This window comes from Noviherbaspirillum sp. (assembly GCF_035254865.1).
Classification (GTDB): domain Bacteria; phylum Pseudomonadota; class Gammaproteobacteria; order Burkholderiales; family Burkholderiaceae_D; genus Noviherbaspirillum.
Map to the genome: position 1 here is coordinate 1 of NZ_DATFAF010000058.1, position 11,370 is coordinate 11,370.

At 57.8% G+C, this 11,370-nt stretch carries 17 protein-coding genes and 1 pseudogene; 9 read left to right on the forward strand and 9 right to left on the reverse strand.

Translation table 11 applies throughout. The annotated features are described in order from the left end of the window. From VJ651_RS13975 to VJ651_RS13995, 5 genes and pseudogenes are all read right to left on the reverse strand, one after another. Positions 1-194 (reverse strand): annotated as a pseudogene (locus tag VJ651_RS13975) (hypothetical protein); the annotation flags it as partial. 131 nt (positions 195-325) lie between these two features. After that, the gene (locus tag VJ651_RS13980; RefSeq protein WP_324108037.1) at positions 326-880 is read right to left on the reverse strand and encodes a CHRD domain-containing protein; all 555 of its coding nucleotides are present in this window, start codon (positions 878-880) and stop codon (positions 326-328) included. A gap of 121 nt (positions 881-1,001) precedes the next feature. Beyond that, a complete protein-coding gene (locus VJ651_RS13985; RefSeq protein WP_324108038.1) occupies positions 1,002-1,358 on the reverse strand; it encodes a glycosyl hydrolase in 357 nt (118 codons plus the stop codon). Further along, positions 1,355-1,606, reverse strand: coding sequence for a glycosyl hydrolase (locus VJ651_RS13990; RefSeq protein WP_324108039.1), 252 nt, complete (start codon positions 1,604-1,606; stop codon positions 1,355-1,357). The genes VJ651_RS13985 and VJ651_RS13990 overlap by 4 nt, the downstream gene beginning before the upstream one ends. Then, positions 1,582-1,740, reverse strand: a complete 159-nt coding sequence (locus tag VJ651_RS13995) for a glycosyl hydrolase (RefSeq protein WP_324108040.1) — start codon at positions 1,738-1,740, stop codon at positions 1,582-1,584. The genes VJ651_RS13990 and VJ651_RS13995 overlap by 25 nt, the downstream gene beginning before the upstream one ends. Positions 1,741-2,183: 443 nt before the next feature. Here VJ651_RS13995 and VJ651_RS14000 point away from each other — a divergent pair, with 443 nt between their 5' ends. Continuing rightward, positions 2,184-2,429 carry a hypothetical protein gene (locus tag VJ651_RS14000; RefSeq protein ID WP_324108041.1) on the forward strand — a complete coding sequence of 82 codons (246 nt, stop codon included), beginning with the start codon at positions 2,184-2,186 and terminating at the stop codon, positions 2,427-2,429. A gap of 15 nt (positions 2,430-2,444) precedes the next feature. On the opposite strand, the gene VJ651_RS14005 is transcribed toward VJ651_RS14000, so the two are convergent. Together VJ651_RS14005 and VJ651_RS14010 are read right to left on the reverse strand one after the other, a co-directional pair. After that, complete coding sequence (locus tag VJ651_RS14005; RefSeq protein ID WP_324108042.1) at positions 2,445-3,215, reverse strand: 2-keto-4-pentenoate hydratase; 771 nt, start codon at positions 3,213-3,215, stop codon at positions 2,445-2,447. A 123-nt stretch (positions 3,216-3,338) separates the two neighbouring features. Further along, positions 3,339-3,836 (reverse strand): carboxymuconolactone decarboxylase family protein, encoded by a 498-nt coding sequence (locus VJ651_RS14010; protein WP_324108043.1) that lies wholly within the window; start codon positions 3,834-3,836, stop codon positions 3,339-3,341. Positions 3,837-4,046: 210 nt separating this feature from the next. Here VJ651_RS14010 and VJ651_RS14015 point away from each other — a divergent pair, with 210 nt between their 5' ends. From VJ651_RS14015 to VJ651_RS14030, 4 genes are all read left to right on the forward strand, one after another. Further along, positions 4,047-4,517, forward strand: a complete 471-nt coding sequence (locus VJ651_RS14015; protein WP_324108053.1) for a cellulase family glycosylhydrolase — start codon at positions 4,047-4,049, stop codon at positions 4,515-4,517. Positions 4,518-4,537: 20 nt separating this feature from the next. Further along, the gene (locus VJ651_RS14020; RefSeq protein WP_324108044.1) at positions 4,538-4,789 is read left to right on the forward strand and encodes a hypothetical protein; all 252 of its coding nucleotides are present in this window, start codon (positions 4,538-4,540) and stop codon (positions 4,787-4,789) included. A 199-nt stretch (positions 4,790-4,988) separates the two neighbouring features. Further along, a complete protein-coding gene (locus tag VJ651_RS14025) occupies positions 4,989-5,897 on the forward strand; it encodes a succinylglutamate desuccinylase/aspartoacylase family protein (RefSeq protein ID WP_324108045.1) in 909 nt (302 codons plus the stop codon). A 51-nt stretch (positions 5,898-5,948) separates the two neighbouring features. Then, positions 5,949-6,119 (forward strand): hypothetical protein, encoded by a 171-nt coding sequence (locus VJ651_RS14030; RefSeq protein ID WP_324108046.1) that lies wholly within the window; start codon positions 5,949-5,951, stop codon positions 6,117-6,119. A 122-nt stretch (positions 6,120-6,241) separates the two neighbouring features. On the opposite strand, the gene VJ651_RS14035 is transcribed toward VJ651_RS14030, so the two are convergent. Continuing rightward, positions 6,242-6,697, reverse strand: coding sequence for a cache domain-containing protein (locus VJ651_RS14035; protein WP_324108047.1), 456 nt, complete (start codon positions 6,695-6,697; stop codon positions 6,242-6,244). A 477-nt stretch (positions 6,698-7,174) separates the two neighbouring features. Between VJ651_RS14035 and tagH the strand changes: the two genes are divergently transcribed. Genes tagH through VJ651_RS14055 form a run of 4 tightly spaced genes read left to right on the forward strand, consistent with a single transcriptional unit; the run spans position 7,175 to position 10,791 of the window. Then, on the forward strand, positions 7,175-7,867 hold the full coding sequence (tagH, locus tag VJ651_RS14040; protein WP_324108048.1) for a type VI secretion system-associated FHA domain protein TagH: 693 nt from the start codon (positions 7,175-7,177) through the stop codon (positions 7,865-7,867). Positions 7,868-7,872: 5 nt separating this feature from the next. After that, positions 7,873-8,670: a PP2C family serine/threonine-protein phosphatase gene (locus tag VJ651_RS14045; RefSeq protein WP_324108049.1), complete on the forward strand. Its 798-nt coding sequence runs from the start codon at positions 7,873-7,875 to the stop codon at positions 8,668-8,670. A gap of 7 nt (positions 8,671-8,677) precedes the next feature. Continuing rightward, positions 8,678-10,306 (forward strand): serine/threonine-protein kinase, encoded by a 1,629-nt coding sequence (locus VJ651_RS14050; RefSeq protein ID WP_324108050.1) that lies wholly within the window; start codon positions 8,678-8,680, stop codon positions 10,304-10,306. Beyond that, positions 10,303-10,791, forward strand: a complete 489-nt coding sequence (locus tag VJ651_RS14055) for a TssQ family T6SS-associated lipoprotein (protein WP_324108051.1) — start codon at positions 10,303-10,305, stop codon at positions 10,789-10,791. Before VJ651_RS14050 ends, VJ651_RS14055 begins: the two co-directional genes overlap by 4 nt. 116 nt (positions 10,792-10,907) lie before the next feature. Here the strand turns inward: VJ651_RS14055 and VJ651_RS14060 are convergent, their stop codons facing one another. Next, positions 10,908-11,303, reverse strand: coding sequence for a c-type cytochrome (locus VJ651_RS14060; protein ID WP_324108052.1), 396 nt, complete (start codon positions 11,301-11,303; stop codon positions 10,908-10,910). Positions 11,304-11,370: the final 67 nt, after the last annotated feature.

Sequence of the window (11,370 nt, forward strand, 5' to 3'; positions counted from 1 at the left end):
CCCTCCAGATAGTCATGGCCGGCATTGGTCAGTCGCCAGAAACCGCTCTCCGATTCCGTGACCCATCCCTTGTCGTGCAGCAGGTGCAAGTGGTGGCGGATGACCGACTGTTCCGCGTTCAGGCGCTGGGCGACCCCAACGACGTTGATCTGCGGTTCCGGAGCGTCCAGGAGTTTTCCTAGAATCGCTTCCATTAGCATTTGATCTCGCTTCATGGCTTTGACAATGGCAAAAAACGCCATGTTAGCGGAATTGGCTGGGCATGCGTGCGCAGCCCAGCGAATCACATCCTACGCATCAATTGTCCCTACGATTATTCCCATGATCATTGCGGCGTTTGTGGAGTTGAAGAATCACTCCGATTTGCATTGTGGATTTGACCGCGAACCTCCCCGGCCGGGAATTTCGTCGTGTGCACATTTGCATATGTTGTGTGCGAAACGATGGCGGACACGAGCGCGTTGAAATCGCCCTCGGGGAAATTCTGCGGCTCGATTCCTGTGATCTGGCTGGCAGTGATGGTGCCGCTCACCGTTCCCTCGAATTGCGGACAAGCCGGGGTCCCTGCCGGGGCATTGCCGAGGTTTGAGCACAGGAAAACGAGATGACCGCCCGCATTATGTTTTTTGCCGAAATGGATATGCGCCTCGGTCACCGGCGTCGTGAAGCCCGAATAGGAAAGCGTGTAACTGGCTGTGCCGGCATTGAGGCTCAGTTCAAAGGTGCCTGTGCCAGGCGACAGGATCGCCAAGGGAACCTCATTGAACCCCGACAAGCGCGCAGCGAACTGGCTCGCCCCGTTCGTTGCATTCGCGGTGGTATAGCTGCCAAGACTGCCGAGCAGAGCAAGCGTGACTCCAAGAACTCTTGTGGATTTCATGACACACCTCTTCATATTGCTGATTGAATCCGATGCCGGAATGGCACCGACCTGCGGGCGCGTGGATCAATGCGGCCGCACTACATAGTGTGGGTCTGCGCGGGCGATACTTTGATCTAATTTAAGACGAGCGCCCTATCTTCTGACAGCAATATGTTCGTCGGACAAACGTGTTTTGATCGCTGAAAGCGCTCGACCACCTCGTGTCGACATTCTTGTCGATTGCTTTTTCCGGCCCCAGGGTGCCACTCTCGGCGGTCGAGGCAATGGCGTGCATCGGCCTTATCTCGAGCTCCGTTGAATCGGTTGACGCGGCACCGGCTGCACCGGGCAGCGACACATACAGCTGCCCGAGCTCCGTCGATTGTCTGTCTCCGCCCAGCAAATTGATATTGGGAAGCTGCGGGTCTCGTCCGGAGAACCAGGAATACCGTGCGACCGCCGGCTCGCTCTCCAGGTAATGGACTGCATCCGTCATGTATTTCTTCTGCACCGCCAGCGTAATCTGATCTGATCATGCGGCTTGTCGCCGCAGGCAAATTCCGTCGGCCAGATCGGCTTGCCGTACTTCTTCATGCGTCCGATGTGCCACTTGAGCGCCTCGACATCGCAGGCGTACCAGTGAACCGGAAGAAAATCGACCCTGCATCCCTGGCAGGCTGCAAAAAAAGCGTCCAGATAAACAAAGGGATCGGTAAATGTCACACCGTTTTCCGCCGCCACCACGCCGAAGCGGCCTGCGAGGGTGTTTTGTTGGCCTGCGCCTTGAAGTTGGGTTCGTTGAAACCCAGCAGGTATTTCGCGCCATCGGGAATGGTCGCCGCCGGCTGATTCACATCCGGGTTCCCGCCCCAAATCATGGGAACAAATCCGACGGGCCTGTAGCCGGGACCATTGTCGATTCCGCCGCGAGTGTCGATGTATTCAATGTCGATGCGTCCTCGCCCCGCGCGCTTTCTGCTCCTCCGCCACCTCAGGCAACAAGACTCGATAGCAACAGGGCACTTCCTATTGCGGCGATATATTTTCTGAAAGTTCGAATAGACATTTTTTCTCCGCTAACTTGGAATGCGGGTCTGCTGAATCGCGCAAACATGCACCTGGCGTCTTCTCGCTTGTCAGGCGTGTGGGACCGATTGCGCTTCCATCGCCGCTGTGCCTTGTGTGGTACATGCCTGAAGAACAGCTCCGTTGCGCACTATTCGTCTCCACTGAGGGACATGTCTGTGCCGTTCAGCAGGGAGCAGATCAATCGCAAGCGCGCAGGAGCGCAAGGCAGGGCGCCTGGCGGATACAGCAGGCCGTGCGCGCACCCGGCCATGGCGGCTATACGGTGATGGAGAAGGCGCAGGTCTTTGATGCGATGATCGCGTGGGCGGAGATGGACATCAAGCCAGTCGCGGACGATGTCCTGAATGTGGAAACGGCGGCGAATTCGACATATGGATGTGCATTTGCGCGCAATAAGGTCGGGCCGGATGACAGCCCAGCCGCCATCAATACCCGCAGCACGATCGCGCCGGCATTGGCGGCATGGTCTTCAGGATGAGCGAGTCTGCGCCGATCATCGCTGTGAAAAACGCACCGTCAAATCGCCGAGCTCGCCAAAGCGGATAGTTGTTTCCTGGCCGACCGGCAGATCGAAACTGCCGGCGTACGAGCCGGTGATCACCGCTTGCCCCGCTTGCAAGCCAGTTCCCCTGCTGCGCAGGAATTCCGCGAGCCAGTACAGCGGCGCGCGCGGATCTGCATTCGGATGACGACCGTCGAGCAAGGTTTCATGCCCTGATTCAAGCGTTACGCGAATCGGCATCGTCGAGGCCGTTCGCGCTTTTCCTCCATCGACAGTCCTGCCGATGAACAGCCCCTGGTTGAGCAAGCCATCCGCAAGATGTTCCGCGAACGACGCGCCGGCAGGATCGCTGTAACGGCTATCGATCAGTTCCAGCGCGAGACGCGTTTCTGCAATCGCCGCATCGACTTCCGCCGGTGTATAGGCGGCATCCCGCGCAGGCAGGTTCTTGCCGAGAATGAACGCCAGTTCCGGCTCGACGCGAACATGCCCGGCGCGAACGATTGCTCGGCAATCCCCGGCACTCTGGACGGCCACGGCATAAATCGGCGCAATGGCGACGCGGTCCTCGGAAGGCGTGCCGCATTTCCATGCGCGCACCGCGACGTCGAGCTGCTCGGTGACGCCTGCCTGGATCGCCAGCGCGGTGTCGACGTCCAGTGGCCGGCATGCGTCGGGCAGGCGAGGGCCCTGGTCGGCATTCCTGCGGCGTGCTGCAAGTATCGATGCCGCGCTGGAGACAGGTGAGGAGTTTTGGGACATGAATATCTTTGAATGAAAGCGTCTGGCAGGTGGTGACGCGCAACCGAAGCGTGCCCTCTGCCGTTGACAACGTAGCTGACCGAGCTTCGATGATAACTCCGGGCCGGCTGCTTGCTCGCCCGTTCAAACAAGCCCGGCCTTGTCCAAACCGAGTGCCTTGTCGCGTATGCCGGGCTGGGTGCGGAAGGCCACATTGAGGCGGTTCCAGGCGTTGATGCCCATCACGCGGAAGGTCAGCGTCGAGAGCTCCTTCTCGCTGAATTGCGCGCGCAGCTCGGCATAGAGTTCGTCTGATATGCCGGTCGGCGCGATCTGGGTCAGCGCCTCGGTCAACGCCAGCGCGGCGCGTTCCTTGGGCGTGAACAGCGGCGACTCGCGCCAGGTTGCCACATGGTACAGGCGCAGTTCGCGCTCGCCGTGCAGCTTGGCCTCCTTGACATGCATGTCAAGACAGAAGGCGCAGCCGTTCATCTGGGAGGCACGGATATCCACCAGATGGGACAGCCCCGGCTCAATGTGTCCGCTGTTGGTGATGGCCATGCTGAATTCCTGGAGCTTCTTGACCAGCTCGGGCGTTTGCTCGGCGAAGTTCAGGCGGGGTTGGGCGTTGGTATGGCTCATGACGGTTCTCTTTCCTGTGAATGATGGAGATGTTGAGGTGACTCCTTGGTTGCGGTCACATCTTCAAGACGATTCTATCGCGCGCCATGTGACATCGTCGCCGAAAAAAATTCAAGAGTGGAGGTTTGGAACTCTCAGGCAGGGCTTCGCCACTGATCGACGTCCCTTACCTGCCGAGGAATCGTTCCTCGGCAGGCGCCCTTGCCTTTGTTGCCGCGGAGAGCAGATGGAAGAACTGAACAGATTCGCACGCCGCGTCGTACTGCGCCAATACAGTTACGGAGTATGAGCACACATGGTATCCAGTGGTATGGCTGGGGCGAAAACGGCAGCGGAAAATGCGCCAGCCCGGCATCGCTGGATGCCTTGGCCAATGACTTCAAGGCCGATCATTTGCGCATCTCGATGTACATCCAGGAAGGTGGCTATGAAACCGATCCCGCGGGCTTTACCGCGCAGGTCGACAAGATCATCGATGAGGTCATCAAACGAGGCATGTATGCGATCGTCGATTGGCATCAACTCAATCCCGGCGATCGCCACTACAACCTGGATCGCGCCAAGAGCTACTTCGCACACATCGCGCAGAAGTATGGCAATCAGAAAAACATTCTTTACGATATTGCGAACGAGCCGAACAGTGCAGGCGGCCCCGTAACCTGGGCGATGGTGCGTCAATAAATCACCAAGTCTTGATCCCCGTGATTCGCGCCTATGATCCGGATGCGGTGATTTTGGTCGGCACCCCGGGCTGGGATACGTTCGGCTATTCGGACAGCGGGAATGCGGCGAGCTACATGGAGGTGGCCAACAATCCGGTCCGACGACTTTCGTACCGGAGCGGCATGGAAATCAGGGACGTGCTCCGGTGGCAATTTCGCGGCAAGCAACCTGAAAGAAGCAGGCGCCTGGGTGCGGAACAAGATTCGTACGCGATGATTCGACCGTCCTGAGCGGGTTTGGCAAAAGGGTGCGCGGGGCGCACCCTTGCTCGTCTCTTCGCCCGGGTGGTGGTTAGCAGGCTGTTAGAACCATCACTTCCCCTTTGTTGTTCGATGATTCCTGCTTCCTCGCAGTTCCGTTCTATTGATTGAGCTTTGCAGCACGGCATGAGAGACTTCCTGTTCGCACTCTCCCAGTTTCCGAAATGTCATGACTGTCAAAACCGTCTTTCACCACTCCCTCGCAGCCGGCAAGACGCTCGCCGTCATGGGCGGCGTACACGGCAATGAATTCTGCGGACCAGCCGCCATCACAAAACTGTTGTCCGATCTCGACAGCGGCGTCATTGCCCTGCAGCGCGGCACCCTGCAAGTCATGCCGATTGCCAATCCGCGCGCCTACGCGCAAGGAACCCGTTTCGTCGAACGCAACCTGAACCGCTATCTCTACCCCAAGGAAGAGAAACAGCACTACGAGGATCATCTCGACCCCGTCGTCTGCGGCTTTCTCGATCGCGCCGACGTTCTGCTGGACCTGCATTCCTACGCCTCGCAAGGCGGCCCCTTCGTTTTTCTCGGCGGGGTGCAGTCACGGCCGGAGGAGGTCGACTTTGCGCGCGCACTCGGCGTGCGTGACTTCGTCTGCGGCTGGGCCGCCGCGTTCGGCAGCGGCGGCAAGGGCGGCGACAAGGAGTCGCAGGGCACGACCGAGTATGCGCGTGCCAAGGGCGCGCTGGCGGTGACGCTGGAATGCGGCCACCACCACAACGCCGATGCGGCCGACGTCGGGTATCGCGCCATTCTCCGCGCGCTGGCACATTTCGACATGCTCGCACCCGATTGCGAAGCGGCACGTTCGCTGGATGCCGGTGTTGCGCCCGCATCGCAACGTTGCGTCTGGATGAAAAGCGTCTTCTACAAGGAGGCGGATGCCACCTTCGTCAAGCCATGGCAGCACTTCGATCGCGTGGCGCGCGGAGAAGCCATTGCACGCGGCGCCAAAGGCGAGCTCGTCGCGCCGGAGGACGGGCATATCATCCTGCCCAAGGCAAGTGCTGCGGCGGGTGACGAATGGTTCTTTTTCGGCACCGCGGGCGCGTTTCCATCAGCGGACGTGTGAGTGCAAGACCCGACGCATCATCGCCGCATGAAACCTGAAAAACGAGAGCAGTTGCGAAAGCAATTTCAGAGCGGGATCCTGATCGGCGCCGGTGTGTTGGTGTTCGGCGTTTTTGAAAGGCAGCCGGTGTTCTGGGTGCTTGGGCTGATTCTGCTCGGCGTATCGGCATTCCGACTGCACAGGATTTCTCGCGTGCAGCCGAAAGACGACGAGGAAACGTGAAAAGGAAAACTGCGCTCAGTAAACGTAGATTGAGTTGACGAAGGAAGCCCAACTTCTCTCGTTCTCATGACATGAATTTGAGGTTGGGCTTCTCAGCCCAACCTGCGCTTGCTGCCGAGTCCTTACTTGTAGATGCCTGCACCGACAATCAGACCATCCACCTTCTCGACATAGCTCGATTTCAATTCGACCGCCTTGGTGACCGGATTGGGCCACTTGTAGTCGACCCAGCCCTTGCCCTTGGCTTTCGAGACTTCGATGAAGCTCTTGATGATGTACTTCCCGTCGTTGTCTTTCATCTCGAGCAGATTCTTGCCGACCATCTTGGGATTGTTGCCATGGGCGACATTGTTGCCGTCCATGTCGTACACGAAAATGTAGAGATCGCGGTCATGGAACTGCGTATTGGCCGGGTTGCCAAATTCGGAAAATGCCTTGTCCTTGCCGGCTTCCTTCATGTAAGCGACGGCCTTTTTTACCATTGCCACCGCCTCCTCGGCGGATCCGCGCTCGGCTGCTGTGGCAAGCCCGACAGCGAACATCAGCAGGCTGAATCCGAGTGTCTTGAATAGTCTCATGTCATCGCTCCTTGAATATTGTGTTGACGGGTATTCACAGCACGAACGGCTATGTTCGCTGGAAGTATTGGGGACGCCAGTGTTGCGAGCAAGCGTACAACTACGCAAGGGGGGTACGTAACACTACGTAGGCAGTGGACAGGCAGCGCTTTGCATGATCGAGCATGCATAGCCCCGCGTACCGTACCTTGCGCTTGCTGGATGCCCAAATGCTTGAAGCGATTCGCGATTGCACCAATGCGCGCGCCGAGAGAAAAACATCTTTTCGCTTAAATCAAAGAGTTGTATTGTTCCTTTCTCTATTTGCTATGCCGCAAGGCTAGGGTAGGATCGGCCCTAGTACTACTGACGCAGTAGTACTAGGGCAATGATATGAAAGACCAGCCCTGATATGTCAATCGTTCATTCTTGTGAAATCGACAAGTCGCAAATAAATAAAGTTGCAACACAGGTCTTTGCATAGAAGGAGCTGGACGAATGGATACATCGCGTGTCGCGGCAGATTCTGCTGGTGTGTCATCAACTCAGAGCGACGCAAGCCTGCAGGATAAAAGCACTATGGCTGATGCCAGTTTGTTAACGGCAGCCTTTCTGAAGGGCGCGGGCTTGCCGGCGGCGGCAGTTCCCTCCGGGCTGACACCGGAGCTGATGGAGGTTGTCGGCCAGCTACTGAAAACTTCCATTGCCAATACCCTTGCGCTGAGCAAGCTGCGCGCAATGGTGAAAAGGGAGGTCAACGCGGAAGTAACCATGGTCGTGGTGCGCAATAACAACCCGCTGAAGTTCTTTTCAGACAGCGAGACCGTGCTCACGCAAATGCTGCGCAAGAAGATGCCTGGCTTCATGAGCCCGATAGAGGCGATGGACGATGCGCATGAAGACATCAAGATACATCAACTGGCTCTCATGGCGGGCATGCGCGAAGAGATGCGTGCCTTGATCGAATCGTTGAACCCGGCGGTTCTTGAAAAAGACGTGCCTGTCAGGCCGCTGATTGATGCGGTGCAGCCCTCCGCCCGCAAGGCACGCGCCTGGGACAAGTTCCACGAAGTGTTTGCCGATATCAAGCGCAAGCATGAGGGCGATTCACAGACTGTCTTTGGCAAGGCGTTTCTGGATGCGTACGAGAAAGAGACTGAACGCGTCAAGAATGCAGCGACAAAAGAGTGAACCAATTGAGTGAATCGGCCGCCATCCTCAAGCCCCGCCTGACCTTGCGCTACGCAGCCGTCACGAACCTTGGCGGGCGCGCCAACAACGAAGACGCCTATCGAATATCCGTGCGTGATGCGCGGGCTTGTTTCGTCGTGTCGGATGGTGTGGGCGGGGAAAATGGCGGCGAGATTGCCTCGCATGCGATTGTGAATACTGTCGTTGCCCATTTCGAACAGCAGGAAGCCGCCAGCGATGCGGCGCTGCTTGCCTGCCTCGGCGCAGCCAAAGCGGAAGTCGCGCGCTTGCAGGCCACGGATGCGGCGCTAAAAAAAATGAGCGCCACGGTCGCCATGCTGCTGCTCGACTGCGAGCGGGGAGAGGCACAATGGGGCCATCTTGGCGACAGCAGGATCTACCAGTTTCGCGGTCATAAAGTCTGCCGGGTGACAAAGGATCACAGCGCGGTACAGCAGCTCGTCGAAGCAGGTTATTGCACTGCCGACCAGTTGCGTGCTCACCCGCTGCGCAGCAGTCTGCTTGGTGCGATAGGGGTGTCTGATGCCGAGGCGGCCGACCCTGTCCGGGCGTCGAGCGCGTTCGCAAGCGGTGACGCTTTCCTCCTGTGTACCGATGGTTTCTGGGAATGGATTGCAGAGAGTCAGATGGAGGCCGCCTTGCAGGAAGCAACTTCAGTAGAACGCTGGCTTGATGCATTGGAAAAGATCGCCGGCGAAAGCGCGCTTTCTTCGCCTGCCCCACGCGATAATTACACTGCAATCGCGATCTGGATAGCAGATCCGGAATCATCCTCTGACTAGGCACAGTGTGAATCAGACCGTCATCCATCCGAGCACGCCAAACACGCCGCAGTTATCGGAAAACTGCCTCGCCGTCGGCACGCGTCTTGCGGAATTCGAGATCCGCAGCGTCATTGGCGAAGGCGGCTTCGGCATTGTCTATCTCGCATTCGATCACTCGCTGCAGCGCACCGTCGCCATCAAGGAGTACATGCCCGCCTTGCTGGCCGGCCGCGGCAAGGACGATAGCGTGACCATTCGCGCCAGGCAAAACCAGCAAACCTTTGAAAAAGGCTTGAAAAGCTTTATCAACGAGGCACGGCTGCTGGCCCAGTTCGACCATCCTGCGCTGATCAAGGTCTATCGCTTCTGGGAACAGAACAATACCGGCTACATGGCGATGCGGTATTACGAAGGCCGGACACTGAAAACGATCTTGAGTGAAAATCCCGCCATCATCACCGAAGCCTGGCTGAAATCAATCCTCGCTCCCGTGCTGGAAGCGCTCGAGGCGCTCTACAAGGTCAACATCCTGCATCGCGACATCTCGCCCGACAACATCATGGTGCAGAATGACGGGCAGGCGGTACTGCTCGATTTTGGTTCTGCGCGGCAGATCATCAGCGACATCACGCGATCGCTGACGGTGATTCTCAAGCCCGGCTATGCACCGGTCGAACAGTACGCCGACGAGCAATTCAGCGATGACGCCGCAATGATGCAAGGCCCGTGGACCGATATTTATTCGCTCTCGGCCGTCATCTATTTACTGATCACAAAATCACCCCCGCCGGTATCCGTCGGCCGCATGATCAAGGACCCGATAGCGACACTGGAGACCGGGGATTATCCCGGGTTCAGCAAGCCATTCCTTGCAGCGATCGACAAGGGCCTGCGTGTACAACCGCAAGAGCGTCCACAGTCCATCGATGAGTTTCGTCGCTTGCTGGGTCTGGAGACGGGTGCACCGATACAGAAGCAGCCATCGAGTCACGCATTGCCGGCAAGTAGTGCATCGATCCCCGACAAGATTGAAGTCACGAACAGCACAGGCTCGATCAAGCGTTCAGCTGAAAGCGTCGCAGCGACCCCGGCACCAAAAGCAAAATGGCCGTGGATAGCAGTTGCTCTTGTCCTTGTTGTCGCCGTAACGAGTGGCCTGCTTGTTCGTGGCAAGCAGAAGGCGGGAGAGGGCGTTGTTGCTGTCGGCGCAGAAACATCTGCCGACGCCGAGACCAGCGAATGGGGCAAGCTCAAGGACAACAAGGATGCCACGCCCGCTGCAATAAGAGCCTATCTCGACCGCTACCCCAACGGGAAATTTGCGCAACTTGCCGAAACCAGATTGGCGATGGTGCAGGAGCAGGAACTCATCAAGCGGATAGAAAACACCGGTGACACGCCGTCAACACAGGCGAAGGACCAAAAGCGCGAAGGCGCGCCCGGCGATGTGAAGCTGATTATTGCGCCCTGGGGCACGGTATCAGTCGACGGCGTGGAGAAGGGCGTCAGTCCCCCATTGAAGCACCTCGCGCTGCCCGAAGGTAAACATCGAATCAAGATCGAGAATCCGGCATTTAAGGCGCACATCATCGATGTCGAGGTTCAACCTAAAAAACAAATGACCATCGAGCATCATTTTTCAGCTAATCCATGAATCGACTTCCCGGTTTTTTACTCCTGTTGTTGTCCGCCGGCTCCTTGCTGATGGCGGGATGCACCACCTTGCAGAACGCAATACACGATGAGCCAGCGCCCAAGCAGGGCGCGGAGAAGCCATCGCCATCCCCCAAGGCAAGCGCTGAAAAGCCGGCCGCAGCGGAAAAGAAGCCGCACTCCCCCGAAAGAACATCGTCCGCGTCCGAGCTTGCGTTAACCGAGGGTATCGCCCTGTATAACGATGGCGATTTCAACGGCGCGATCAGGAAACTGAATACCGTCAAGGGTGCAGAAAAATCAGTCCAGTTATCCGCATACAAGTACAGCGCCTTCAGCTACTGCGTGAGCGGACGACAGACCGCATGCAGGAAACAGTTTGAAAAAGCATTGAAACTCGACCCGAACTTTGATCTGGAACCGGGTGAAAAGGGGCATCCGTTATGGGGCCCGGTGTTTGCGCGGGTTAAGGGCAAGAAGAAGTGAACGGATAACAGCAGGCGTAGGGTGCGCTTTGCGCACCGTTTCGAAGAACAATCAATTGCGCGAAGTATAAGGCGTGGCGGAGGAAATGGTCCGCAGAGCGCACCCTGCACTTGCTATCATTTTTTCTCGGAAACCGCCTTCAGGTAAGCGATGAGATCGGCGCGCTCCCGTGCATCCTTGATTCCCTGAAAAGCCATGCTGGTTCCGGGAATGAATCCTCGTGGATCGCTGAGCCACTTATCGAGGCTGCTCTCGTTCCATACGACGTCCGCGCCTTTCAGCGCCTTGGAGTACCGGGGGAAGCCTTCAGCCGTTCCGGCCTTGCGGCTCCATAAATTGGCCAGGCTTGGCCCCGTCGAGTGCTCGCCGAGATTGACGGAATGGCAGGCCATACACGGTCGGAAGTCCCGCGCGCCACGCTCAGCATCTCCGGCCGCGACGGCTGTATCGGTGAGTAGTGCGAACAATACGGCTGCCATCTTAAAAGTGAAGGCGGTAGATGAATGGCCCATGATGACTCCCGACTTGTTATACGGGCTTCACCAGCGCGACCCCGATCCGGGGACTCCACAGCTCTGG